General features: G+C 48.2%; 22 protein-coding genes and 1 pseudogene. 16 read left to right on the forward strand and 7 right to left on the reverse strand.

All coding sequences use genetic code 11. The features are described 5' to 3' along the window. Positions 1-60: 60 nt before the first annotated feature. From DYE26_RS24445 to DYE26_RS24460, 5 genes and pseudogenes are all read left to right on the forward strand, one after another. A pseudogene (locus tag DYE26_RS24445) lies at positions 61-1,755 on the forward strand (glycoside hydrolase family 6 protein); the annotation flags it as partial. A gap of 27 nt (positions 1,756-1,782) precedes the next feature. Beyond that, positions 1,783-2,730: a fibronectin type III domain-containing protein gene (locus DYE26_RS34355; RefSeq protein WP_240534207.1), complete on the forward strand. Its 948-nt coding sequence runs from the start codon at positions 1,783-1,785 to the stop codon at positions 2,728-2,730. A 292-nt stretch (positions 2,731-3,022) separates the two neighbouring features. Then, on the forward strand, positions 3,023-3,853 hold the full coding sequence (locus DYE26_RS24450) for a sugar phosphate isomerase/epimerase family protein (protein ID WP_036618644.1): 831 nt from the start codon (positions 3,023-3,025) through the stop codon (positions 3,851-3,853). A 384-nt stretch (positions 3,854-4,237) separates the two neighbouring features. Continuing rightward, the gene (locus tag DYE26_RS24455; RefSeq protein ID WP_036618645.1) at positions 4,238-5,260 is read left to right on the forward strand and encodes an SMI1/KNR4 family protein; all 1,023 of its coding nucleotides are present in this window, start codon (positions 4,238-4,240) and stop codon (positions 5,258-5,260) included. Between the two features lie 223 nt (positions 5,261-5,483). Then, positions 5,484-6,446: a hypothetical protein gene (locus DYE26_RS24460; protein ID WP_036618648.1), complete on the forward strand. Its 963-nt coding sequence runs from the start codon at positions 5,484-5,486 to the stop codon at positions 6,444-6,446. Positions 6,447-6,540: 94 nt separating this feature from the next. Here the strand turns inward: DYE26_RS24460 and DYE26_RS24465 are convergent, their stop codons facing one another. Further along, positions 6,541-7,284, reverse strand: coding sequence for a hypothetical protein (locus DYE26_RS24465; RefSeq protein WP_051985174.1), 744 nt, complete (start codon positions 7,282-7,284; stop codon positions 6,541-6,543). 265 nt (positions 7,285-7,549) lie between these two features. Between DYE26_RS24465 and DYE26_RS24470 the strand changes: the two genes are divergently transcribed. Beyond that, the gene (locus DYE26_RS24470) at positions 7,550-8,038 is read left to right on the forward strand and encodes a pyridoxamine 5'-phosphate oxidase family protein (RefSeq protein WP_036618654.1); all 489 of its coding nucleotides are present in this window, start codon (positions 7,550-7,552) and stop codon (positions 8,036-8,038) included. Positions 8,039-8,135: 97 nt separating this feature from the next. Here the strand turns inward: DYE26_RS24470 and DYE26_RS24475 are convergent, their stop codons facing one another. After that, positions 8,136-10,430 (reverse strand): bifunctional 2',3'-cyclic-nucleotide 2'-phosphodiesterase/3'-nucleotidase, encoded by a 2,295-nt coding sequence (locus tag DYE26_RS24475; RefSeq protein ID WP_036627283.1) that lies wholly within the window; start codon positions 10,428-10,430, stop codon positions 8,136-8,138. 606 nt (positions 10,431-11,036) lie between these two features. Between DYE26_RS24475 and DYE26_RS24480 the strand changes: the two genes are divergently transcribed. Beyond that, a complete protein-coding gene (locus DYE26_RS24480; RefSeq protein WP_036618656.1) occupies positions 11,037-11,369 on the forward strand; it encodes a nucleotide pyrophosphohydrolase in 333 nt (110 codons plus the stop codon). A 56-nt stretch (positions 11,370-11,425) separates the two neighbouring features. Here DYE26_RS24480 and DYE26_RS24485 read toward each other — a convergent pair whose 3' ends face one another. Next, positions 11,426-11,689, reverse strand: a complete 264-nt coding sequence (locus DYE26_RS24485) for a hypothetical protein (protein ID WP_036618658.1) — start codon at positions 11,687-11,689, stop codon at positions 11,426-11,428. 128 nt (positions 11,690-11,817) lie between these two features. On the opposite strand from DYE26_RS24485, the gene DYE26_RS24490 reads away from it, so the two are divergent. Both DYE26_RS24490 and DYE26_RS24495 read left to right on the forward strand, forming a co-directional pair. Then, on the forward strand, positions 11,818-13,374 hold the full coding sequence (locus tag DYE26_RS24490; protein ID WP_036618661.1) for a BCCT family transporter: 1,557 nt from the start codon (positions 11,818-11,820) through the stop codon (positions 13,372-13,374). Between the two features lie 101 nt (positions 13,375-13,475). After that, positions 13,476-15,233, forward strand: coding sequence for an ATP-dependent nuclease (locus tag DYE26_RS24495; RefSeq protein WP_051985175.1), 1,758 nt, complete (start codon positions 13,476-13,478; stop codon positions 15,231-15,233). A 541-nt stretch (positions 15,234-15,774) separates the two neighbouring features. On the opposite strand, the gene DYE26_RS24505 is transcribed toward DYE26_RS24495, so the two are convergent. After that, positions 15,775-16,425, reverse strand: coding sequence for a MerR family transcriptional regulator (locus tag DYE26_RS24505; RefSeq protein WP_036618664.1), 651 nt, complete (start codon positions 16,423-16,425; stop codon positions 15,775-15,777). 191 nt (positions 16,426-16,616) lie between these two features. On the opposite strand from DYE26_RS24505, the gene DYE26_RS24510 reads away from it, so the two are divergent. The 3 genes from DYE26_RS24510 to DYE26_RS24520 are packed head-to-tail and all read left to right on the forward strand — an operon-like array spanning position 16,617 to position 18,206. Continuing rightward, positions 16,617-17,222, forward strand: a complete 606-nt coding sequence (locus DYE26_RS24510) for a TetR/AcrR family transcriptional regulator (RefSeq protein WP_036618666.1) — start codon at positions 16,617-16,619, stop codon at positions 17,220-17,222. A 15-nt stretch (positions 17,223-17,237) separates the two neighbouring features. Then, positions 17,238-17,699, forward strand: coding sequence for a DUF2269 family protein (locus tag DYE26_RS24515; RefSeq protein ID WP_036618668.1), 462 nt, complete (start codon positions 17,238-17,240; stop codon positions 17,697-17,699). Between the two features lie 42 nt (positions 17,700-17,741). Further along, a complete protein-coding gene (locus tag DYE26_RS24520) occupies positions 17,742-18,206 on the forward strand; it encodes a DoxX family protein (RefSeq protein WP_036618671.1) in 465 nt (154 codons plus the stop codon). 16 nt (positions 18,207-18,222) lie between these two features. On the opposite strand, the gene imm47 is transcribed toward DYE26_RS24520, so the two are convergent. After that, positions 18,223-19,017, reverse strand: coding sequence for an Imm47 family immunity protein (gene imm47, locus DYE26_RS24525; RefSeq protein WP_036618674.1), 795 nt, complete (start codon positions 19,015-19,017; stop codon positions 18,223-18,225). A gap of 303 nt (positions 19,018-19,320) precedes the next feature. On the opposite strand from imm47, the gene DYE26_RS24530 reads away from it, so the two are divergent. Then, entirely contained in the window at positions 19,321-19,674 is a 354-nt protein-coding gene (locus DYE26_RS24530) for a helix-turn-helix domain-containing protein (protein WP_227872799.1), read from the forward strand. A 192-nt stretch (positions 19,675-19,866) separates the two neighbouring features. Here DYE26_RS24530 and DYE26_RS24535 read toward each other — a convergent pair whose 3' ends face one another. After that, positions 19,867-20,205 (reverse strand): helix-turn-helix domain-containing protein, encoded by a 339-nt coding sequence (locus tag DYE26_RS24535; protein ID WP_036618677.1) that lies wholly within the window; start codon positions 20,203-20,205, stop codon positions 19,867-19,869. A 322-nt stretch (positions 20,206-20,527) separates the two neighbouring features. On the opposite strand from DYE26_RS24535, the gene DYE26_RS24540 reads away from it, so the two are divergent. Continuing rightward, the gene (locus tag DYE26_RS24540; RefSeq protein ID WP_036618679.1) at positions 20,528-21,292 is read left to right on the forward strand and encodes a carbohydrate-binding protein; all 765 of its coding nucleotides are present in this window, start codon (positions 20,528-20,530) and stop codon (positions 21,290-21,292) included. Positions 21,293-21,598: 306 nt separating this feature from the next. On the opposite strand, the gene DYE26_RS24545 is transcribed toward DYE26_RS24540, so the two are convergent. Further along, on the reverse strand, positions 21,599-21,934 hold the full coding sequence (locus DYE26_RS24545; protein ID WP_036618681.1) for a hypothetical protein: 336 nt from the start codon (positions 21,932-21,934) through the stop codon (positions 21,599-21,601). Positions 21,935-22,097: 163 nt separating this feature from the next. On the opposite strand from DYE26_RS24545, the gene DYE26_RS24550 reads away from it, so the two are divergent. Further along, positions 22,098-22,460: a helix-turn-helix domain-containing protein gene (locus DYE26_RS24550; protein WP_227877070.1), complete on the forward strand. Its 363-nt coding sequence runs from the start codon at positions 22,098-22,100 to the stop codon at positions 22,458-22,460. A gap of 135 nt (positions 22,461-22,595) precedes the next feature. Further along, positions 22,596-24,185 (forward strand): DUF262 domain-containing protein, encoded by a 1,590-nt coding sequence (locus DYE26_RS24555; protein ID WP_036618685.1) that lies wholly within the window; start codon positions 22,596-22,598, stop codon positions 24,183-24,185. The last annotated feature ends 93 nt before the right edge of the window (positions 24,186-24,278 follow it).

The raw sequence follows: 24,278 nt of genomic DNA on the forward strand, positions 1-24,278 counted from the left end.
CTGTTCACTGCTGCTGCTTTGTATGAGGAAATTGTCGAAACAACGAAGGGAGTAAAGGAAATGAAGAAAAAGCTTTTCGCCAAAATGAAGACCCTCTTCATGGCTAGTATGATTACAGCATTAACCGTTCCGGCAGCTTTGCCGGCTTCGGCGGCGGACTCCGCTCATGTGGACAACCCGTTTGTCGGCGCTACGGCTTATATTAACCCCGATTACGCGAACTTTGTCGACACGTCGATCGCGCAGGTGACTGACGATGTATTGGCCGCCAAGATGGAGACGGTCAAGTCGTACCCGACGGCCGTCTGGCTCGATCGGATTTCGGCGATTCAAGGCGGTGACGGACGCCTCAGTCTGGAAGAACACCTGGACAACGCGCTGGCGCAAAAAGAAGGCGACACGCCGATCACGGCCAGCTTCGTTATCTACGATATGCCGGGACGCGACTGTCACGCTTTGGCTTCCAACGGCGAACTGCCGCTCACGCAAGATGCGTTGGAAAGATACAAGAAGGAATATATCGATGTAATCGCGGATATTTTCTCCAATCCGAAGTATAAAGATATCCGCATCGTCACCGTGATCGAACCTGACTCGCTGCCTAACCTGGTGACGAACTTGAGCACCCCGGCTTGTGCGGCGGCAAATTCCAGCAATATTTACCGGGATGGGATCACTTATGCGCTGGACCAATTGCATGACATCCCGAACGTCTACAAATATCTGGACATCGGGCACTCCGGCTGGCTCGGATGGGATTCCAACCTGCAGCCTGCAGTCAATCTGTATACTTCCGTAGTTCAAGGTACCAAAGGCGGTTTCTCCAGCGTTGACGGTTTCGTCACCAATACGGCCAACACCACGCCTTTGGAAGAACCGAACTTGCCGAACGCGAATTTGCAGATTAACGGGCAGCCGATTCGTGCGGCGAAATACTATGAATGGAATCCGTACTTCGATGAGGCCGACTTTACGGCGGCGCTGTACTCCGGTTTTGTGGCCAAGGGCTGGCCGTCCGACATCGGTTTCCTGATCGATACCTCGCGTAACGGATGGGGCGGACCTAACCGTCCGACCGGGGCATCCGGATCGGACATCAATACTTATGTAGATTCCGGACGTATCGATAAGCGCCTGCATCGCGGCAACTGGTGTAATGCGGCGGGCGCGGGGATGGGCATGCCGCCGCAAGCCGCTCCGCAAGCTTATCCGCATGTCGATGCGCTGGTATGGGTGAAGCCGCCGGGAGATTCGGACGGTTCGAGTACCCTAATCCCGAATGATGAAGGCAAGGGTTTTGACCGGATGTGCGATCCGACTTACACGACAGCCGACGGTACATTGACCGGAGCTCTGCCGAACGCTCCGCTGTCGGGTCACTGGTTCCATGAACAGTTTGTAGAGCTTGTACAAAACGCTTATCCGGCGATTCCGCTGTCCGACAACGGCGGCGGGGAAGATACGCCTCCTGTAGCTCCGGATACGCTGACGGCCGCAGTAACGCTGAACTGGTCGAAGGCGGAAGGCGCGAAAAGTTACAACGTTAAACGCGCGACCAGCGCGGAAGGTCCGTTTGCCGTCATCGCTTCCAATGTGAAAGGCTTGACCTACACGGACGCAAGCGTGAAGAGCGACACTACTTACTACTATGTCGTCAGCGCCGTTAACAAAGCCGGGGAAAGCGTGGATTCCGCCGTGCAGGTCATCGTAACGACGAGCTACGGCAATTCCGTTCCTACCGTGCCGGCCGCTCCTGCGAAGGTGACCGCTAAAGCGGGGGACATGCAGGTGAAGCTCAACTGGAATGCCGTGGGCGGAGCCGAGGGCTACACCGTGAAGCGCGCGGTTGACGCGGCAGGGCCGTTTGAGCCTATCGCCGAAACCGTAACGGGGACCGTCTATACGGATACGAATGTGATTAACGGCACTACTTATTACTATGTAATCAGCGCTGTAAACGGCGCCGGGGTGAGCCCTGAATCTACCGTGGTCAGCGCGACTCCTGCCGCGGAACCGGCCCCGGATACGCCCGCGGGACTGAAAGCGACGGCCGGCAACGCCGAGGTCAAGCTGAGCTGGAACGCGGTAAAAGGTGCGGAGAGCTATAATGTGAAGCGTGCGGATAGCGCGCAAGGTCCGTTTGAGACGATCGCGGATTCCGTAACGAGAACTTCCTTTACGGATACTGATGTGAAGAATGGCAGCACGTACTACTATGTGGTGAGCGCCAACAATAAATCGGGCGAGAGCTCTGATTCCAATGCGGTCAGCGCAGCTCCCCGGGAATTGCCTAAAGGCGATTTGGTCGCGCAATACCGCAACGGCGACTCCAGCGCGACCGACAACCAGATCCGTCCTCAGTTCAACATCAAGAACAACGGTTCGACAGCCGTTAAGCTGAGCGATGTGAAGCTTCGCTACTACTTCACCAAAGAGGGCAGCGATGCGATGCAAGCCTGGGTTGACTGGGCGCAAGTCGGCTCTTCCAACGTAGTGGTAACCTTCACGGACAGTTATATGGAGGTTGGTTTCACCAGCGGCGCGGGCTCGCTTGCTCCGGGAGGACAAACCGGAGATATCCAGATTCGCGCGGCCAAATCAAGCTGGACCAACTTTGACGAAACCGATGATTACTCTTACAATGCAACCCAAACATCGTTCGCTAACTGGGAAAAAGTGACGCTGTACCAAAACGGAGAACTGGTGTGGGGGATCGAACCGGGGGTATGATGGCAAACGGTAAGCACTAAACAGCCGGAGCGAGTTGAAAACTTTCCAAAGAGCTCTGTGATCAAAGTTTTGGTGCTTTGCGCAGCATTGTACCTGCGGCAAAGGATTTGAGGCAGCATTGCTTGTTGCTTTGGAATAAACGGCCCGGGCCTTAAAGGCCCGGGTCTTTCCGTTGATTCATACGATTCATAATTAACCTTAATTTTTGCAGGAATACGCCCGGAAATGGCGAATGAACTGGAAGAAATGAGTTTTTAATCCTGAGTGGGTGAGTAAAAAGGAGGAGAAACGAGTGTCTGTCGGAATTTTAGCGCATTTGCTGGGAAAGCAGCCTTTTAGAGAGTTGGCGGCGAAGGTGGCCGAATTTCATTTTCCTTACGTGCAGTTGGCGTTGTCCAAGGCGATTTCGGACGTTGATTTTTCGCTGGGAAAAATAAGTCCGGGGTTGGCCAACGAAGTGGGAGGGGCGTTCGCGGACAACCGCGTACGGATCGCCGTGCTCGGCTGCTACGCCAGCTTGATCGAGCTTGACGACGAGAGCTTCCGCCACAATGTGGAGCGGTTTAAGGAGCATCTGCGGAACGCGCGGCATTTTGGGGCGCCGATCGTTGCGACCGAGGTGGGCGTGCCTGCGGACCGGAGCCATTTGTCCAAGCATTGGGAACGGCTTAACCAGGCGCTGGAGGAACTGGTGGAAGAAGCGGAACGCTGGGGCGTTACGATCGGATTGGAAGCCGCGCAGGGCCACCTCATCGATTCCCCCGAAACGATGGCCGAGACCATCGAGCGGTTCCCGTCCTCGTGTGTAGGCGTGCTGCTTGATCCGTGCAATATGTTAAACGCTTCCAACTTTGACCGGCACGATGAAATTATCCGTACGGCCTTCGATCTGTTCGGCTCGCGGATCGTCAGCGCCCATGCCAAGGATGTCAAGCGTGAAGCGGACGGCGGCGGGTTAACGGTCGCGGCCGCCGGCCTGGGCGAGCTTGACTATCCCCTCTTCTGGCGGCTGCTCGAGCAGTACAAGCCGCACGGGTTTGTCACGCTGGAGCAGGTGACGGAGGAGCAATGCTCCGCCGCCGCGAGGTTTGTGCGGGAAGGGCGGGCGAAGGCGAGAGTGTGATGTAGGCGGACAGTCGGATTCTCTATTTCGTGCTCTCTATTATAGAAGGCCTCATTGGTCGGCCAACTGCAAAAGTGCATCTCATTTCGGCGATTTTCCCCTTCCGAGGCAATTGGCCTGCAAAAGTGCAGTTGGTTGGGGAGTTTTTGGAAAAATATGGGCGAATGACTGAATCTGAACTGCACTTTTGCATTTGAGCCGCCTGTTATAGAGGGTTTCGACAAAAATCGCCTGCACTTTTGCATTTCGCGGAATATTACCGCCCCTCCCGTGATCGGAGAGAGATAAACAGGAAGAAATGATCAGTAAGAGGTGCCGCGCTGGAGAACGCTCCTCTCGGAATGGTATAATTTGAAAAAGGCTTTCGCGTAGGAGGAGTTCGTGTTGAGAGAAGATCTTTTGGCGCAGTTGGAGACGTGGCATGAGGAAGATGAGTTTGAGAATATCGTAAATGCGATTACGGAGATTCCCGCCGAGGACAGGAATTATGAGCTGGTCAGCCATTTGGGGCGGGCGTTAAACAATCTGGAGCGGTATGAAGAAGCGGTTGGACAGTTTATGACCGTTGCGGACGAGGGGCGGGAGGACCCGCTTTGGCATTACCGGGTGGGACTTGCCTATTACTATCTGGAGCAGTATGACGAAGCTTTGAAAGCGTTCGAAGCCGCCGACCGGTTGGACCCCGGGGATGAAGACACGCTGGAATTCCTGGGCTGGATCCGGGAAAAACTTGCGGAGGAGCCTGGCGAATCGGGAGACGGCGACCGGGGCAAAGCTGAGGCTTCAACTGGGGCGGATGCCGATGCGGACGGCGATAATGATCGGGGAAGCGGTGCCGGACGAGCCGATGGAAGTGCTGAAGGCGGCCCCGCTGGACCAGGCGGTTACGCCGTTTCCGGCGCGGACGGCGAGTTGGATTTGGCGGGTTTTTGGGACGACGGCGCCCCGGACGCGGAGAAGTACGTATCCGGACCGCCCAGCGACGAACTGATTGCTTCCGTGGAAGAAGAACTGGTTTTCAAGCTGCCTGCTTTTTATATTCAGATGATGAAAATACATAACGGCGGCATTCCGCGGAGCCGGTTTTTTCCTATAGGGCAAGCTGGTGATCGGGCTGAAGGCCCTATCGAGATTACGGGCATTTTGGGCATCGGCAGAGAGAAAAAACATTCCCTATGCGGGGCAGCGGGCAGCCGATTCCGTATTGACAACGAGGGTTATCCCGAATTTGGCGTAATCATCGGCGACTGTCCGGCGGAGTCCGGGGCGATTATGCTGGACTACCGCGAGTCCGGAAACGACGGCGAACCCGAGGTTGTGCATGTCGATAAGGCGAACAACTTCAAAATAACCAAACTCGCTTCCCGTTTTGAGACTTTTATTCGTGGGCTGGTTAGTGAGGTTTAAGCGTAAACCATTTCTTCCCCCGGGAAAAAGAATGAACGGCAGAGCCGCCTTCTTATAGGCGGCCTTGTGCTTTATGGGGCGGAAGGCCTTTCCCCGTGAACTGCTCGCTCATTTGAATAACACCGCCGCTCGAAGGGCGGCTTTTTTTTGCGCCTTGTCACGAATCGCCTGTCCTTATTTGTTATATAAGTGAACAGATTAAGGATCAGGGAGGATAACACCAATGAACAAAATTCACAAAATAATCGGCTCCGTTGCACTGGCCGCCATGCTGGTGAGCGGTTTACCGGACGCTTCTGCCCATGCCGCCTCGGCTGTAACTATCCAGAACGTGGATCAAGCTTTAATCGAAGCTGCGCAGAACAAGCTGAAAGAGATCACGGGAAATACCTACTCGTTCTCGAAAGCCGAACCGTTCGGAAACGATGTGGCGTTTGAGATCGAGGGACAGTCATACAGCCAAGTGATCGTAGATGCTGAAGGAACCGTTAATTTCATCTCGGCCCAATTCAAATACAAGGACCTGCAAAACGCAAAGTTTAAGAAAGAATTGAAAGATGCATGGAAAAAGGCATTCCCGAAGAACAGCCAGGAGCTTGACATAGTTATCGTTAACTACATGAATTCAGAGGGGCTGAAAGTGAATACAGGAAACGATGCCGGGACCATTTTCCTTACAAACGGAAAGCTGGAGTACAGTACCGTAGACATTAAAGACAAGGATGTCCCTCAGCCGGCCAAGGCGGCGGCGGACGCGGCCCTTGCCAAAATCGGCGGACTAAAAAAGAAAGCCCGCAGCGTAAGCGGTATGACGATAAAACCGAATCAAAAGCCGGTTTATAATTTGGCCTACACGACAGACAAGGGGAACGCATGGATTGACGTCGAGCAAGGAACCAACAAAATCATGACCGTCAACGCGCTGGCACTGACCGATCAACTTCATAAAAAAGACACCAAAGATAGGGAGGCTATCGAAAACAAGATCAAAAGCTATACTTTGGATCAACTGCTGAAAACTGCCGCCAAGCAGGCCAAATCGATCATGAATCTGGATCTTTCGGGATATGCCGCCGAAAAGGTCAAAGGCAATGAGGATACCGTGATGTTCACTAAAAAGGGCGCTCCAAAGGTACAAGGCAAGTTTAATTCCAAAGGTCAATTTTATTATTTCGAAGTGATGTGAAAACTGTGAACAAGCCTTCTCTGTCGGCCAAGTGAACCGCCGGGGAAGGCTTGTTTTATCAGAAAAGCGAGTCAGTGACAAGCAGGCGCTCGCTCTACTTCATGTTGCTGAAAGGTTCGACTTCAATTTGATCGGCAACAAATTCGTTTTTGGCAGGGTCGAACTTATAGGTGATGTGGACATCACATACGTACACTGCCATTCCGATGCTTGCGCCCAAGGTGGAGGTGAGCTTTTGATTTTTCACGTTATAATAAACTACGCCGCCGAACCCAAGCTGATCTTGATCCAAATCCGGATAGGGGGACTCGTAACGGAATTTGTGTTCTTTTTCCATGGCGTTCACTTTAATGTCTAAGATATCATCATGGTTCGTAATATGCGTTTCGATATGGTTGGCAACGGTTTCCTCGTAACTCGGCACTTTGATTTCCGAAAAATCGCTGCTGTCCAGCACATGGATTTCATCAAGGCTTAAACCAGTACCTTTTCCTATACTATAGATGATAACCGCTTCTTGCTTGCCATCTCCCGTCACATCCGCATAAAAAACCTGAGGCTCATAGAGCGTAGGAAAGCTCCAGTCGAATTCTTTTTTCACGCCATTGATTTCCACAGTCAGGCCCTCATAGGAAGTATCGGTGACCTTCACAGGCTTAAGCTTCACTTCTTTGTTTTCCGAAGACCAGGCTGGACCTTCTTCAGCCTCTTGTGTCGGCTCCGTTGCCGCTGTACCTTGCTCGGGATTGGTCGTACCCTGGTTCGTCTCTTGTTCCGGCTGCGTGAATGCCTGATTGCCGGTAGGCTCGTTTGGTGCCTGTGAAGCTGCTTCCGGCATATCCGAACTACATCCCGCAAGCAAAATGGCCCCCAACAACAGCCATGCGCCCAGTTTTTTTCAACGGTATGTACCCCTTTCAGCTTGTCTAGCAAAAATGATACCAGAGAAAATAAGCAGGTTATTTACATAAAAACAACAAAACTTTACAAAATAGTTAAGTTCATGTGAACCAGCCTCTTGGGTCTGTTTATTTTCCGGCCTTCCTGTTTAACCTAACGGGGAAGCAACATTCAGTCCAAAACCCTAAATGGAGGGAACCAAAATGACAAACGATCAGGCAGCGCATCAAGCGGCCGTTGAGACGGTTCGGGAATTGATCAAAGGGATCGAGATAGCGATGCTTACCACCGTAACGAAGGAAGGATTAGTGTCACGTCCGATGAAAACGCAGGAAGTCGAGTTTGACGGGGATCTCTGGTTCCTGACCAAAGAGGATACGGACAAGTATCGTCAGCTCCGGGACAATCCGAATGTGAATGTAGCCTATGCGGGGAAATCGTATGTGTCCATTCGCGGAAAAGGCGAACTTGTTGAAGACCGGGCGAAAATCAAGGAGCTCTGGAACCCGGCCTATGCGAAGCTGTTGAATACGACCAGCGACGATCCGCAGCTTGCTTTGATCAAGGTGAGGGCCGAAGCGGCCGAATATTGGGAAACCGGCAATTGGACCAAAATGATGAAGCGGATGTTCTCGCAGTTCACCGGGGCCGCTTCCGAAGCGGAAGTGAACAAGACGGTGACTTTGGTCTAAACCCGGTAAAGTTTGGGAAGCACTAAGTCATCCTGAAAAAATAAAACCAAAGGCGCAGCCATGATGGCCGCGCCTTTGGTTGTTCTATCGAAACAGGTTACTTCGCCGGAATCAAAATTTTCTGCCCGATATGGATCAGATGCGGATTCGCCAGCTTGTTGTACTTGGCCAAAGCTTGCCAGGTCGTGCCGTGTTTGATGGCGATGCGGTACAAGTTGTCGCCTTTTTCCACCGTATAGACGGTATCTTTGGAGGCTGCCGGTTGGGAAATTGTCTGTTTAGACGGCGTCTTAACAGGTTTGGCTTCCGCCTGCGGCTCTTCTGCCGGAGCGGGCTGCTCCGGCGTCGTTGCCGGCGTTTCCGCCGGATCGGCTTGCGGCGCCGCTGGCGATGCCGGCTGCGCAACCGGTTCGGAAGCAGGGCTGGCGGAGGCCTTTTCGGCATTCACGCTCAGCTTGAATTTGGCATAGCCGTCTTCCGTATTTTTCAGGTACGTCAGAACGTTTTGCTTCGCGGCCAATGCGGCGCTCGCGGCCAGGGCGTCTTTGGCGGCCGGCGAAGTGGCGAACGTTATGTTGGCGCTGCCGAACGGAGCGAGCGACCAGTTGCCGTCCGCGCTCGGATTGATCGTTTCGTTTTTGCGGATGTAATCGATGACAACCTGCCGGTTTTCGTCCGGCGAAGCCAAGATAATCCGCTTTCCGTCCGGGTTGGCGAACTTGTTCGACGAGGCGCGGTAGTTGTTGCTGGCCACGACGAATTTTTGCTGCGGATCGATCGGTTTGCCTTGGTAGCTGAGATTGACGATACGGCTGGCCTTTTCGTTCAAAAGTCCGCCTTTGGCGTCGTATTTGGCTGGCTGCGTGACGTCGATTTGGTAAGTCACTCCGTCAATCACGTCGAAGTTGTACGTTGGGAAATCGTAGTTGACCAGTTCTTGCTCCTCCGTTTTGGATGGATCGATCTGATTGAATTGTCCCGCCGACCATTCCAGCCATTCCTTCAGCTCGGCGCCCGTCACCAGCACGGCGTTAACCGTGTTCGAATACAGGTACAGATCGGCGACGTTTTTGATCGCGATGTTGCCGGCCGGAATGTCCGTGTAGTAGTTTGCGCCCTGGCGTCCGCCCGCTTTGAAAGGAGCCGCCGCCGAAATGATCGGAAGACCTTCGTATTCCGTTCCTTGCAGATGCTGTTCCACGTACCATTTTTGCGCGTTGTTCACGATTTGAATGGACGGATCGTCCTGAATCAGCGCGAACCAGCTGTTGATCGGCGCCGTCGTCGTGCCGACCGGACCGCGCACGTAGTTCAGCGTGTTTTCATGATCCTTGGCGACCGCGTCCCAGATTTTCTGGTCGGCTTCGACGAGAGGCTTTTTGTTGGCGGTGTCGTAAATCGGCTTCACGGAAGCGGTGGAATCCTTGACCGTCCATTTGCCGTCCGTTTGCTCCAGCGTCAGGTCGATGATCCCCAGATGGTTGCCCCAGTAGCCCGGCTCGACGGCGGGAACGCCGTTGATCGTGCCTTTTTTCAGGTCAACGCCGGTTTTGCCTTCGAAGGAAGCGTCCGGGAACACTTTATGCGCATGGCCGAACAGGATCGCGTCGATCCCTTTCACCTTGCTGAGGTACAGCACCGAGTTTTCCATCAGCGGTGTTTGCGGGATGTCCTCGAAGCCGGAGTGCGGTACCGCGATAATGATGTCGGCGCCTTCCGCTTTCATTTGCGGCACGAACTTTTCGGCTGTTTCCACGATATCTTTGGTGATGACTTTGCCTTCCAGATTGGCCTTGTCCCAGGACATAATTTGCGGAGGCACGAAACCGATAACCCCAACCTTTAGCGTGTGCTTCGCTCCGTTGTTGTCGATTACTTCCTTGTCCAAAATGATGTATGGCTTAAACGCATTTTTGTCGTTTGCGGGATCCCCATCTTTGTCGTCTATGTAAATATTCGCGTTCACATAGGGGAAGTTGGAGCCTTTCAGCGCAGTTTTGAGGAAATCCAGCCCATAGTTGAACTCGTGGTTGCCCAGGTTGCCCGCATCGTAATTCAGCAGATTCATCGCTTCATAGACCGGATGCGTTTGGCCTTCCTGCAGCTTCTCCACCGTGGCCACGTAATCGCCCAGCGGGTTCCCTTGAATCAGGTCGCCGTTGTCGATAAGCACGCTATTTTTGGCTTCTTCACGGGCCTGCTTAATAAGCGTCGCCGTTTTCGCCAGACCGTACTCATCGGTAGGCTTATCCGCAAAATAATCGTAGTTGACGATGTTGACGTGCAAATCGGTGGTCTCCAGGATGCGGAGCTCCACGGTAGTCCCGGCGCTGTCGGCCGCAAAGGCCGAGAAAGGCATGGCCGCGAGACTGGCGGTCAGGATCGCCGACATCAGGATAAGCTTTGGACTTCGGTGCTTGATCAATTTTATTCCTCCCTCTTTTTTTGGCCCAACCTAGAAATCGGCGCTTGACAGCCTGCTGCAGGAACACGAAGAACCTCCGGCCTTGAAAATAGCGGAATTTTATGCGCTTATTATCAGAAAGCCGGGGGTGTTCATTCCCATTAGCGGAATTTTTCGCCCTTATTTTCCTAAGACTGGTCTGGGACGCGGACATTTCCATGTAATTTACTAAAATAGCGACATAATTTTCCTTTATTTCTCTCAAATGGACGGATATCGCCGGAATAACGACATTTATTGGCTTTATATTCTTTCTGGAGGTTCACATGATTGGTTGGTCAAGCGCCGTTTTTGGTTTTGAGCCTTTTTTGGTACTTCCGAGCAAACGTAAAAACTAAGTAAACTTATGAAATTGTTTTTATTTTAAGGGATGGGGCGGGAAAAGTCATGGTTTTTTTGGACTGATGATAGGGAGATGTCAGTTATTTTTCTCTTTGTCCAGCCGATTCATACCCCTTGTCTCCAGACCGCACGTTTGACGAACGGCGCATTCCGTAATAAGTTGGAAGTAAGACGATGATAGGAGCGCCGAACATGAATGAAGAGCTGATAAAAATGATCCTCGCTTTCCGGGAGGAGCGGAATTGGGAGCAGTTCCATAATCCGAAAGACTTGGCGATTTCTCTAAGCCTGGAGGTCTCCGAGCTGCTGGAGAACTTTCAATGGAAAACCTCCGCGGAAGCCGTTTTGCACAAAAAAGCGGATATCGCGGACGAACTGGCCGACGTACTGGTCTACGCAGTTTATTTGGCTGATGCCCTGAACCTCGACATCGAGGATATTATTCGCAGCAAAATGCGCCAAAACGCAGCCAAATATCCGGTGGACAAGGCTTACGGGAAAAGGGAGAAGTATACGGAGCTGTGATAGTTAATGGCTTCAGCCAGTTGAGCCCGCGAAGCGTGCGAAACAAAAAACATCCGTTATGCAGGTGGTGTAGTTTTACCGGTATTATTCTCCTGACGATGTCGTTTGCTCCGCGTTTTTTTCCGGGCCTTGGCGCTCATATCCTCGGGTCCGCCGGCCGGCCTTACTGTAATTTTAAGCGCATCTGTTGAATTTTCCGCCAGCGTATACTGGATCATGGCCCCTTCCTGCAGATCGGGCAGAGAAATTTCGCTTTCCACTACCTGATTGTCCGAAAAAGTTATGGAAACCAGCTTCGTATCGGACGTTACCGTAATCACAGCCGTTTCCCCGCTCGCATTATCGGGGGCTGTTTCTTTCGCCAGCGCTCCACCGAGGACCGTATATTACTTAGCATGATCAGGAAAAATAAAGCGGAGAAACTGGCCAGCTAAGGGGTGCAAACATCATGAACAATAAATCGATTTGGAAAAATCCCGTGTTCTCCGTATCCGCCGCGATCATTTTTGCCCTGGTCCTGCTGGGGGCGATCATGCCCGGGAGGTTTGGCGCGGTTTCGAGCCGCTTGTTTGAGTTCACTACAAGGGATTTCGGATGGTTGTACCTGCTGGGGGTATTTGCGATCATCCTGTTTCTGATTTGGCTGGCGATTAGTAAGTATGGGGCTATCCGGTTGGGCGGGGAAAAGGAGAAGCCGGAGTTTCCTTTTTTCACCTGGATCGGCATGCTGTTTTCGGCCGGTTTTGGCGTCGGATTGGTGTTTTGGGGAGTCGCCGAGCCGATGAGCCACTTCTTTACGCCACCGTTTTCCGGAGTACAGGGCGAATCGGTCGAGGCGGCCAGAATTGCGATGGGGTATGCCTTTTTTCACTGGGGTGTCAGCCAATGGGCGGTTTTGGCGCTGGCGGGGCTGGTGATCGGATTTCTGCAGTTCCGCAAACAAAAAAACGGTCTGATGTCCACAGCGCTTGAACCCGTACTGGGGAGTAAACCCGCCGTCAAGAATACGGTGGATACGCTCGCGGTTATAGCCACCGTGATGGGCGTCGCCACGTCCCTTGGTCTAGGGGCTCTGCAAATGAATGGCGGACTCAAAGCGGTGTTTGGCCTGGGGCAATCCATCGCGGTCCAATTGGGGATTATCGCCATCATTTTTGTGGGTTATATGCTGTCATCGACCACCGGCCTCGATAAAGGGATTCGTTATTTAAGCAACTTAAACTTGGGGTTGGCCCTCGTTCTTTTGGTATTCGTATTTGCCACCGGACCTACCGTGTTCATTTTGGAAACTTTTACGCTGGCGCTGGGAGATTATTTTTCGAATTTTATCGGATACAGTTTGCGGATGCAGCCCTATCAGGGCGGCACCTGGGTGCGCGACTGGACGATTTTCTATTGGGCCTGGGCGATAGCGTGGTCGCCCTTTGTCGGCGCTTTTATCGCCCGCGTCTCGAAAGGGCGCACGATTCGCGAGTACATTATGGGGGTCATGATCATCCCCCCGGTGATCGCCTGCCTCTGGATCGCGGTGTTCGGCGGTACGGCGTTATGGAGCGATCTAAACCATGGATCGGGAATTGCTTCGGCCGTCAATGAAGACGTTACTGTCGCTCTATTCCAGACGTTGAATCAACTGCCGTTCTCCACGTTCATGTCGGTACTGTCCATTCTGCTTATCTTCGTGTTTCTGGTGACCTCCGCGGATTCGGCGACGTACATTTTATCCAGTATGACGACGTTCGGCAGCCTGAATCCGCCGCAATTCGCCAAGTTTGTATGGGGAGGGCTGATGGCGGTGATCGCCGGCGTCCTTCTCTATGCGGGCGGGCTTGAAGCGCTGCAAACCGCTTCCCTTATTGCGGCCCTGCCGTTTACGATCCTGCTGCTGTTGTTGATGGTGGCTGTCGTCCGGCTCGTCAGACAAGAACCGCTACCAATCCGGAAGGCGGACCTGAAACGTTTCCGCCGCCTGGAAAAAGCGGCCAACGAGGAAAGAAGGAAATAAGAACAGGTGAAGTGAAGGGATATTAGGAAGGAGGACAGGAGATAATGATTTTAGTGAATCTCTTATTCTAATAATCTCGCAGGCATTCGGGAGGAACGGTAATGAAGTTGGCGGAGCTAATCATCGAAAACTTCCGGGGGATCGGTCCGGAGGGCGTAAAGATAAAAATCGATAATATTATTGTACTCATAGGTAAAAATAACGTCGGCAAAACCACCGTCCTATCCGCCTATGAGGCCTTTGCGTCGACAGGTGCGCCCTTGAAATTGAAAGATTTTCACAACGAAGATATCAACCATAAGCCCGTAATAACCGGGATATTTGTGGATGTTGAAGAAGGGGAGTTAGCCCAAAAGTGGATCCATGACGACGAGGAATCCGGGTACAAAAATTGCATCAAAGCGCAATACCGCTGGTCTTCGCCTGATATGGGCGGTGAGAAATTTTCCTTTAATCCCGCGACTGGTGATTTCGAAAAAGGGGGCATGGGCGGTTTTGACAGTATTCTGACGAGCAAGATCCCAACTCCATTAAAAATATCCCCACTCGATGATCCCTCAGAATTGGAGAAAAAAATCCTCGAAATCCTCATCGATGCGATTAAACAAAACACCAAAAGGGATAATACGAAGGTTCAGCAGCTTTTAGCCGACATTAAGAAATTAGCTGAGGACGTACAAACGGAAATTTCGGAAGAGTTGAATCGTTCATGCGCTATGGTTTCCGCAGAAATCATGAAGGTTTTTCCGGAAGCAAGCATCGTCCAGATTGATCCGCAGGCCAGCAAAATCGAACCGGACAAGCTGATCGGAAGCGGCAGCTTTATCCGGCTGGGCAGCAGTGAACAGCATTTAGCACCCCTTTCCAATCATGGTACGGGTCTGCAGAGAACGTTTCTGTGGTCGGCCTTAAAGATGCTTGCGGAAACCGGCAGACACCAGGTGAAAAAGAAGCCGGTCGGCGTAGGCACGAAAAAAATTCTACTATTGGAGGAACCGGAGGCTTTTCTGCATCCCTCGGCGATTCGAAGCGCCATGGAATCACTTTACACGATTGCAGAGCATTCCGATTGGCAGGTGATGATTTCCACGCATTCCCCTGTTTTTATCGATCTGACGAAAGACCATACAACCATCATCAGAATTGAAAAAGATCCCGGCGTTAACCACACGGTGAACACTTTTTCCACAGGTGATGCCAAGTTTACAGCCGATGATAAAGAAAACTTAAAAATGCTGAATTTCTGCAACCCATATTTCAACGAATTTTTCTTTGCAAATCATAACTTGCTGGTCGAAGGGGAAACCGAAGTTACGGTTGTAAAATCACTCATGCAAACCGGAAAAATCGCACAGGACTCGGTTCACGTCATCAATTGCTTGGGCAAAGCGAATATCGTGACCGTGTCAAAAATACTTAATCATTTTAAAGTAAACTACAGTATTCTTCATGACGCGGATAGCCCGAAAATCAAAAGAAACGGCAAGTACATCATAAATTCCATGTGGACGATGAACCAAAAAATGATGAGAGAAGTTGAGGCAGGGCGGACGAAGGGCCTTAACATCAAATCTTTTGTATCCATACCGAATTTTGAAGCCGAGTACCTAGAGGGAAAGGCCGACGGTTTAAAACCGTATAATGCATGGAAAGTTTTCGCTGAGGAAGAAAATGAGGCTGCCCAAAAGTTCATGACTATCATCAACAGAATTATCGAAAAAGAGCGGCATTGCAGCTTGGAATACGCAAATCTATTTGAGCTAACGAAGAAGGTGAGCGGATTTATTGCGCAAAAGGGGCTAAGCCATGATCCGCTTTGGAAAATTAGGGATGAGGATATTACGGTGGTGAATGAGTAGTATTATAGTTGAAAACTTAAAAAGCCGCTCAATGAGCGGCCAGTCTATTATGTATTGAATCAGGACATGGGCAATTTACCGGATACACGGAGTACAACGCGGATCGTTTCCAGTACGGCACAAGTATCCCGTATGGAGAAATTGGACATCCTCCCATGACTCGTTTTTTGCGGATTTGGCTGGTCATGTTGGTGAAAGTGCTTTGTCGCTGGCCAATATTGTTCCGGATGATAGGTATCATAGTGGAACTTCCAACACGCATCCGGATTATCCCGGTTGTACTGCCAATCATATTCAAAACCAATCACTTTAGGGGCTTCGCCCCTACGATCCTGTATGTACTCAGAGGCGTGCAAGGTGCCTCCGCTATATTTGATACGGATCGTTTTCCGGATTTGGGGGTATCGGCTAGGCCCTTCTTTGTTCCCGTCAAGAATCGAGCCGTCTATAATATCATCAAACTCGTAACTGACGTAATCCCAATCGGTGGGGACAATGGGAGGCTTCGGTACGTGTTTTTCGACATATTCGCTATATCTGCTCATGAAAGTTCTTTAAGCCTAGCCAAGTAAAAGCGCCAACGGGAAGCATCGCTTTCCTGTTCGCTTGTCAGATTTTCGAAATCAAAAGCTTCATCGAAGGCTTTCCCACCGTATTTTTGTTGAAGAAGTCTGATCTCACTAATTAGCATTGCTTTTTCGTCGTCGTCCGCGAACGAATCACTTTTTTGGTGTTTGCATCTTTCTACAACAAGTCCAAGAGGCTCCACACTTCCGTCACGGTGCTTGAATGGCGTGAAATGCGGAATTCGCGCATGTCTGCGAGGCTGCCGTTTGTATCCAATAAACCGGCCTTCATCAATCCAGTTATTGATCGCGGTTACGGAGACATCAAAAATCTCGGCAAGTTGGGTAGTGCGATAGGTAATACCTCCCTTGCGAGCGGTAGACGCGCTTTCATTAAAATCTACATACTCGATTAACGATTCCATAACGGTTTCAACTTCCGCTTCCGGATTTGTTGCATGGGTAATGATAGCGTAATCTCTCATTAGGTGGATTAAGTTTTTAAGTGAGCCGGCGTCAATCGTGATTAGTTCCTGATCGGATTTAGCAGCAATCTCCCTGACAAGCTCTCTTGCCTGCATCCGGAGTTCTATGGTTGTCATGAGCCACACCCCTTTGCTCATCATGTCTATTCACCTCCCATCATAGCAAACTAAAAGTTGAATTACAACTAAACTGCAAGTTAAACTGCAACTAGTATATGTTCGTATTTTATCCGATATGAGTTTGCTGTAAACACTAAATATATATTTACAAACCGACGGTCTGTATTTATAATAAACATATAAAATTTAAATGGTTACATGGAGGGGCGGCTTTGAAACAGGAGGAACGCAGACAACAGACAACAAGACGGCTGATCGACGCAACCAAGGCATTGATTGAGGAAAAAGGCTGCTATTCGATTACGATGCAGGACATCATGGACAGATCCGGCCTGTCCAAAGGGGCGATATTCCATTATGTCAAAAGCAAAGACGAAATCTTTGTTTGGCTTTTGCAAGAAGTTCTCGAAGAAACCAATAGACGTTTCATGAATGAGGTTGAGCATGGCCGCCGGAATTTCGACGACCCGATGCAGAAAATCAAGGAGAGTATTATCGAGTATGAAAGCCCATATAGCATTACCAACAAAGTGCTGCTGTATTTACTCGGCAAGGAGGAAGACCCCTTAGTCGCGGAAGCGTTGAAGGAGTATTACGATCGGTCCGTATATTTATCCAAGGTATGGATTGAAACGGGCCAGAAGTACGGAGTCATTCCAGAGATGGTGGATGCGGAAAAAACGGCGGAAATGTTCACCCTGATGACGCTCGGTTTCCGCATCCGCTCAAGCATTCCGAATGTTCGGGCGATTCTTAAAGCGCAGGACTTAACGGCATTGATGACGGATATTCTAAACCCCCGTAGAGAACGGGAATAGAAAGGGTGAGGATAAGTGGGACTCTGGTTAACCTTGCATCTGATCGGCGTTTTATTGATGGTTGGAAATATCGTGACGGCGGCATTTTGGAAAATTCGGGCCGATCTGACCGGTAACCCGCAGGTCATTCACCATGCTGTTAAGAACGTGATGTCCGCGGATTATGTTTTTACCATTCCCGGGTTCATCCTGATCGTCCTCTCAGGCGGTACAATGGCCGGATTATCGGGATTCTCGCTGTCGGGTTTAAACTGGCTTACCCTTTCCCTGAGCTTGTTCGCCGTTACCGGACTCGTTTGGCTGGCCGTTCTGATTCCGATGCAGCGCAAAATGATCGGGTATAGCGCCGATTGCATAGAGAGCGGCACCATCTCCGCACAATATCGCCGCGCTTCCCGTATATGGGCCATATACGGCACGGCCGCTACTTTGCTGCCGCTCGTTATTCTTTACCTGATGGTAACAAAAGGATTCTGAACTGCGGGTACTCTCGAAACCGAAAATAACGGAGGTCATACGATGGAACCCCTTATTGTTCTTGTTGTCGTCACGCTTGTCATTTTTGCTCTGGGAGCTGCTGGAGTAAAACGTCTGCGCTCTTGGCCTGTTGCGCTTCGAGGCGGAGTTGCAGCTATGTTTGTGTTGACCGGCACGGTTCATTTTGTATGGATGCGGGAAGAACTTATTGGCATGGTACCGTCCAGCTTGCCCTATCCCGGTCTAATCGTGACGATCACCGGTCTGCTGGAGTTGGCAGGGGCTATAGGTTTGCTGTGGCGGCCCACGGCCCCTTGGGCAGCTGCAGGGCTCTCGCTTCTACTCATCTGCATGTTCCCGGCAAATGTCCACTATGCCCTTTCAGGCCTTGCGACGAAACCGTTAGATGCATTGATTCCCCGCACCCTAATGCAAATCGTCTTCCTGTCAGCGACCCTTGCAATCATGATATTCTACTTCCGTCATCGATCTGTACGGAGAACATAAAATGTGATTCGGGAGGCTATAGCTTATGCCCGTAAAAATATTTTTCCCCAGCCTCCCAATCTCCTCTGGAGAGCTCTCTGACATAATCGATGAAGTCCTTGTAGTTGTGTTCGTTGATCACGGTGTGATACTCCCCGGGCACCTTCCGTCCAGACCAAATCGACAATAATGACGGAATAAGCTGCATTTCGAGCTGTTGTTGTCCGTTTGCGGCGATCAGCACTCGTTCGATCAATTTTTTCGTTAAATTCCCGGGAAAAGCCAATTTCTGATTAAAATAATATTTCTTCGTATCGCACGCGTCATAGTATTTCCAGTAATAATGCCCGATCTCTTCAATCGAAGCGCCCAAGCCCAATGGTTCTTCATAATCAATAAACGCATCGATGGCCTCTCTAAGGACCGTGGAAGTTTCGGGCACCTCATCCCAATCCTCAAGCAGGGCCAACAAGTAAGGAACGGCCTCAAGCGAAAGCGAAGTAACCACAGCCGACGCGAAGGTATGAACCATATCCGCCGGGACACTTGCCAGAAACCGCAGATGATCGGGATCCCTTAAATCTTCATGGGTGGCGATGGAGCAGAACACCCGAATGCAATGGTTTAATACAGCCCGATCTTCGGTATGATTCATTAACTGAATCAGCAGAGGCTTTTGCGAAAAATCCCCCAACTTGAACAACTCGATAAGATAAAACAAAACTTCTTGCTCGGTGGATGCCCGTAAAATACGCTCCTTAATATCCGCACAGGTGTTGCCCGATATTTCCCCGTACCAAATACCATTCATAAGATTCTGAAAGTTTGTCATGGTTCACAGCCTTTGTTATGTAGTAGAAACTAAATTGCTAATGTAGCAGTGGTAAACTACCGAAAAAAATATGTTTGATCTTTATTTTACTATAAACTTGTTACCGACATCGACGTACAGAAATTTGGGAGGTATCTGAGGTTTAAGTTATAGCTCGTAGAATCCTAAAGCACGGCAATCTTGAATTTTTTTATCGAGCACTCAATTTTTAGTGCATATAAACATTACTTTTAATGATAAAATGCATATGTTGCTCTGTTTATGGGTGCAATGCTTCTCTAATCTGATAGAGAGGTGGTAAATGTGCTGCTGAAAATCATAGGTAAACGGATTAAGCAATTGAGGAAAGAACAAGGACTTACCCAAGAACAGCTTGCTGAAAAAGCTGGGGTTAATGCATCATACATAGGAACAGTTGAGCGTGGGGTGCGTAATATTTCCATCGAAACGCTGGAGAAAATCATTCAGGGATTGGACGTGCCTCTAGCGGTTATGTTTCAGTTCCATGAAATGACGAACGTGAATTCATGGAAGGATAAGTCTGAGGTAATAGAGGCAATAAATTCGCTGCTTTATAGCCGTTCCTTGGAAGAGAGCAAGCTTATTTTTCGCGTGATAAAGGATGTTTTGGATACAATGGACGTGAAGGAGAAATAGACTGGGGCGAGTGAACTGATAATGATACGGACTTAGATATTTGGACTAATAAAACCACTCCACTCCACTTCAGTTTAGCGGAGTGGTTTTATTGTATTAAAAAATCGTTGTATCCAGGACAGTAACTTGGAATTTGCAGATAGTTTCCATTCATGCCGTGTATGCTAGTAATTGTCTCCTTACTTCCGTTAATTAGTTACCCTTCATCTCCATCCCCCAAATTACATCCCTAGTGATCTTCGTAATCAACGCGATCTCTTCCGCATTTCTACCACTTACCAACTTCAAATGTTCATCAAGCAAACGCTGCTTGTCCAATGCTTCTTCCGACTGAACTAGATCTCCTGCAGGTACGTCTAAAGCCAAAGTGATTTTTTCCAATGTTTCCAAAGAAATATTGCGATCTCCACGCTCCACGCTGCCTATGTAACTGTTATGAAGCGAAGCAGCTTCGGCTAGCTGCTCCTGGGTCCAATTCTTCTTTCTTCTACATTCGCGTATTCGTTTTCCAACAATTTTTGGTAAACTCATGGATTTCCACCTCTTCTTTTAGTTTTGGTAAGGCACATATATAATTATAATAGAAATATAAGCGATTTAATAGTACTTATAAGTACAAAAATATGAACGATAAACCGAGTGCTTGCTGTTCATTATACTTAGCTTCTGCCAGCCCCTGTGGGGTATCTGGAGAGCAAGACGGTTTTGAGCAAACGTTTGAATATAAATTTAATTAATAAACCAATTACTTTTCATTTATTTCAGAAAATTTAAGAAATATCTGTTTATTATTGGTATATTTTGTGATATTTTAATAGTGTAAGTTATACCAAATAATAGGAGATGGTAGAGAGTGTTAAGAAAAGCGAAGAAGATACTGTCGGGTTTGGCGTTGATAGTCGTTTTTGTGCTAACGTTTGCGCAATTTGCGTTTGCAAGCGACCAGCCGGTTCAACTGATTTCGGCCAATCTCTATATTTACAAGTATGGCTACGTGGGCTTCAGCGGTAACGTCGAAGTAAGCAACCTCAGCCCTGAAAAAAACGTAACCATTCACTATACTCCCGGAGATGGACGATGGTACGATACGGACGCATCCTATGAAGGACCAACGGATTCCATGCACGAACAGTGGAAGTTCCTGGTGTCCACCAACAGCATGAACAATACTCATCCGGAACTCATTAATGCCCAAACGATTCAATTCGCAATCAAATATGAAGTTAACGGACAAACCTACTGGGACAACAACAATGGACAAAACTACTCGGTCAGCCGTTACACTGAAAGCTCAACCATCCTTGGTAAACCAAACGTGCTTCGAGCATACGACTCCTTATATTTGAACAATTTCGAGGGGAGCGTATACGTCAAAAACTTAAACTACAGCAAAGAGGTCAAAATCGTCTATACAACCGACAACTGGAATACAACCCGGGAAGGACACGCCAGTTACTCCATACCCGCAAACTCTGACGACAGCGTAGAAAACTGGCATTTCAGCTTTAACAATATCGACTCCAGCGTTTCACAAATTAAGTACGCTATTGCCTACACCGTCAATGGACAAACTTACTGGGATAATAATTACGGGAAAAACCACACCGTAAATCGCTAAGTGAAAACCGGCCCTAAAAATCGCCCTTCGTCTTGCCTTCTTGGCATGGGAGGGCGGTTTTCACTTGGAAAAGCTACATAATCGAACCACACTGTACACGGACGATCGGCAGACGGTCAACGAGGAAGGGAAATAAAGTTGAAGATCAGCTTCCGCCTCTTATCTATGAAACAAATTTGAAATACAGTGATGCCTGTCCCTTAAAGTTGTTTTCTCCAAGAACTTGGCTAGGATGGAGGAGCAGTGTTACTGCGGTTTTGAACGTTTTATGGGGAGGGAAAGAGGCGTTCGAATGTGGATTTTAAGTCATAGCTCGTAGAATCCTAAAGCACGGCAATCTCGAAGTTTTTTATCGAAAACCCAAACCATTAGCCGTCTATTTTTCGGACTGAACTTTAAGAATCCATGGATAGCTCCGTAAGTCGGAAAATTGACTTGCTTCACAAACAAATTAATATGAGTCCGTTCCAATGTTCGATTCACCAGCTGCTGCATGGCTTCACTCGCTTGAAGGAACTCACTTTCGGGGCAGCCATAAAGAGTTATATTTAGCAAGTTAAAGTCTATGGGCAGGGCTCCTCCATAAAAATAAACCGTATTTGTATCATCCAAGGGTTCTATGGAAATGTTAAGATACTTCATTGAATTTCCCTTCTTCATATTTGGAAGTTCAAGGGACTCGTGAAAGAATCTAGTTGTAATTATTATTTTAGTGCATATAAGCATTAATTTCAATAATACAGTGTATATAATGTTCTGTTTATGGGCACAATGCTTCTCTAATCTGATAGAGAGGTGGTTAATGGTGCTGCTGAAAATCATAGGTAAACGGATAAAACAATTGAGGAAAGAACAAGGACTCACACAAGAACAGCTGGCAGAAAAAGCTGGAGTTAATGCATCATACATAGGAACAGTCGAGCGTGGAGTGCGCAACATTTCCATCGAAACGCTGGAGAAAATCATTCAAGGATTGGATGTGCCTTTAGCGGTGATGTTTCAGTTCCATGAAATGAAGAACGTGAATTCATGGAAGGATAAGGCTGAGATTATAGAGGTAATCAATTCGCTGTTGTATAGCCGTTCATTGGAAGAGAACAAGCTTATTTTTCGTGTGATTAGGGATATTTTGGATACGATGGATGTGGAAAAGTTTAGAGGGGGTTGAACAAAGGTTTCCTGTCTTGGAATGACAAACAAGTTGATTTCAAATAGTATAACACTTCAGATTAATAAAGTTACTTAAAAATGGGTATGTATAAGTTGAAAGATGGAAAAATAAACCTATTTGGAGGATTGCAAAATGTCAGAAGGGCTTACAATAAGACAAATAGTAGAGAATATTCAGCGAGGGCAAATTAGGATCCCAGCTTTTCAAAGAGGCTTTGTTTGGGATGCTAATAGAGTAGCATTTTTTATGGATAGTATTTATAAAGGGTATCCTTTTGGCTCTTTACTTTTTTGGAGAACCAAAGAGCCGCTTAAAACGGAAAGACAACTTGGGCCGTTTAAACTCCCAGAAAATGACCCTGACTTTCCAATAGACTATGTACTTGACGGGCAACAAAGAATCACTTCAATTTTTGGTGTGTTTCAAACAGAAATTAAAGAGGAAGACAATAATGAGTGGACCAAAATATATTTTGATTTTCAAACTGATCCTAATATAAAAGAGCCGCAATTCATTGCATTGTCTGAAGACCAAGTTGATTTAACTAGACACTTCCCGTTAAAAGCTCTTTTTGATACAACTTCTTATAGAAGAGCCACTGCTAACTTCAGTGAAGAACTGGCAGATAAGATTGATAGAATGCAATCAGTATTTAAGGAAGTCAGAATACCCATTCAAACGATTACTACGGAAGATCGTGCTACTGTGGCAATTATTTTTGAAAGAATTAATAGAATGGGAGTAGAACTTGATACCATGCAGTTACTTTCTGCATGGACTTGGAGTGAGGAATTTACCCTGCAAGAACGTTTCAGGGAATTTGGTGAGGAACTCGCGCCTTTTGGTTTTAAAGATGTAGGGGATGATATGACTTTATTGTTGCGTTGTTGTGCTGCAATTACGGTAGGGGATGCCTCTCCAGAGTCTTTAATTGGTTTAGATGGAGCGGTTGTAAGGGATAGATTCAATGAAATTGAAAATGGTGTAAAAGGAGCAATTGATTTTTTAAGGGAAAATCTTAATATTCAAGTTCTTTCAAACTTACCATTTAATACATTACTTGTCCCACTATCTGTTTTTTTTGCAGCTGGCGGAAATGTTCAAATTAAATATGACGATAGTCAAAGAAGGACAATTATTAGCTGGTTCTGGAAGTGTTGTTTTTCAAGAAGATATAGTAGCGGAGTTCTAAGAAATCTTAAAACAGATATTGAGGAAATGTCAAAATTGAAAAGAGGGGAAGATTCTAGGCTCTCTGATTTTCCGGTTATAATTACATCGGAATTCTTCCAGCGAGAGATATTTAGGTTAAATACAGTTAATGCCGCAACTTTTATACTTCCGCTCGCCCAGAAGCAACCAAAAAGCTTTATTACAGGTGCTCCAGTTAGCCTACGTAATGTACTAAAAGAATACAATAGAAACGAGTTTCATCATCTGTACCCTCGTGCTTTTATAAACGCAAGCCAACAAAATGGTACTTACAGTGAAAACTGCTTAGCCAACTTTGCCTTTTTATCTAGGTCGGATAATAATCAAATTGGTGGTGCGGCTCCAAGTAAATATAGGGAAAAAATGCCTAGTCAAATTGATGATATTCTAGAACGAGCATTATGTCCTATTGAGCTTTTTAATGATAATTATGATGATTTCATTAAACTTCGTTCTGAAATTCTATCGAACTTTGCAAATAAACTAATGAGGATTGACCAACTTGTATAGTTTATAGTATTTATTCGATTAGCTTCGAATGGACTTTTTATTCCCCTCAACTTTTATCATCTGTCAACCTGCTTTATCAAGAATAGCCTTTTC

It is taken from the genome of Paenibacillus macerans (genome assembly GCF_900454495.1).
Lineage (GTDB): Bacteria > Bacillota > Bacilli > Paenibacillales > Paenibacillaceae > Fontibacillus > Fontibacillus macerans.

Bases quoted from the DNA above. Each gene is read 5' to 3' on its own strand.
- DYE26_RS34355 (WP_240534207.1), top strand. From the start codon at position 1,783: ATGCAGGTGAAGCTCAACTGGAATGCCGTGGGCGGAGCCGAGGGCTAC.
- DYE26_RS24460 (WP_036618648.1), top strand. From the start codon at position 5,484: ATGAACAAAATTCACAAAATAATCGGCTCCGTTGCACTGGCCGCCATG.
- DYE26_RS24465 (WP_051985174.1), bottom strand. From the start codon at position 7,284: ATGCCGGAAGCAGCTTCACAGGCACCAAACGAGCCTACCGGCAATCAG.
- DYE26_RS24470 (WP_036618654.1), top strand. From the start codon at position 7,550: ATGACAAACGATCAGGCAGCGCATCAAGCGGCCGTTGAGACGGTTCGG.
- DYE26_RS24475 (WP_036627283.1), bottom strand. From the start codon at position 10,430: ATGTCGGCGATCCTGACCGCCAGTCTCGCGGCCATGCCTTTCTCGGCC.
- DYE26_RS24480 (WP_036618656.1), top strand. From the start codon at position 11,037: ATGAATGAAGAGCTGATAAAAATGATCCTCGCTTTCCGGGAGGAGCGG.
- DYE26_RS24490 (WP_036618661.1), top strand. From the start codon at position 11,818: ATGAACAATAAATCGATTTGGAAAAATCCCGTGTTCTCCGTATCCGCC.
- DYE26_RS24495 (WP_051985175.1), top strand. From the start codon at position 13,476: ATGAAGTTGGCGGAGCTAATCATCGAAAACTTCCGGGGGATCGGTCCG.
- DYE26_RS24505 (WP_036618664.1), bottom strand. From the start codon at position 16,425: ATGATGAGCAAAGGGGTGTGGCTCATGACAACCATAGAACTCCGGATG.
- DYE26_RS24520 (WP_036618671.1), top strand. From the start codon at position 17,742: ATGGAACCCCTTATTGTTCTTGTTGTCGTCACGCTTGTCATTTTTGCT.
- imm47 (WP_036618674.1), bottom strand. From the start codon at position 19,017: ATGACAAACTTTCAGAATCTTATGAATGGTATTTGGTACGGGGAAATA.
- DYE26_RS24535 (WP_036618677.1), bottom strand. From the start codon at position 20,205: ATGAGTTTACCAAAAATTGTTGGAAAACGAATACGCGAATGTAGAAGA.
- DYE26_RS24545 (WP_036618681.1), bottom strand. From the start codon at position 21,934: ATGAAGTATCTTAACATTTCCATAGAACCCTTGGATGATACAAATACG.
- DYE26_RS24555 (WP_036618685.1), top strand. From the start codon at position 22,596: ATGTCAGAAGGGCTTACAATAAGACAAATAGTAGAGAATATTCAGCGA.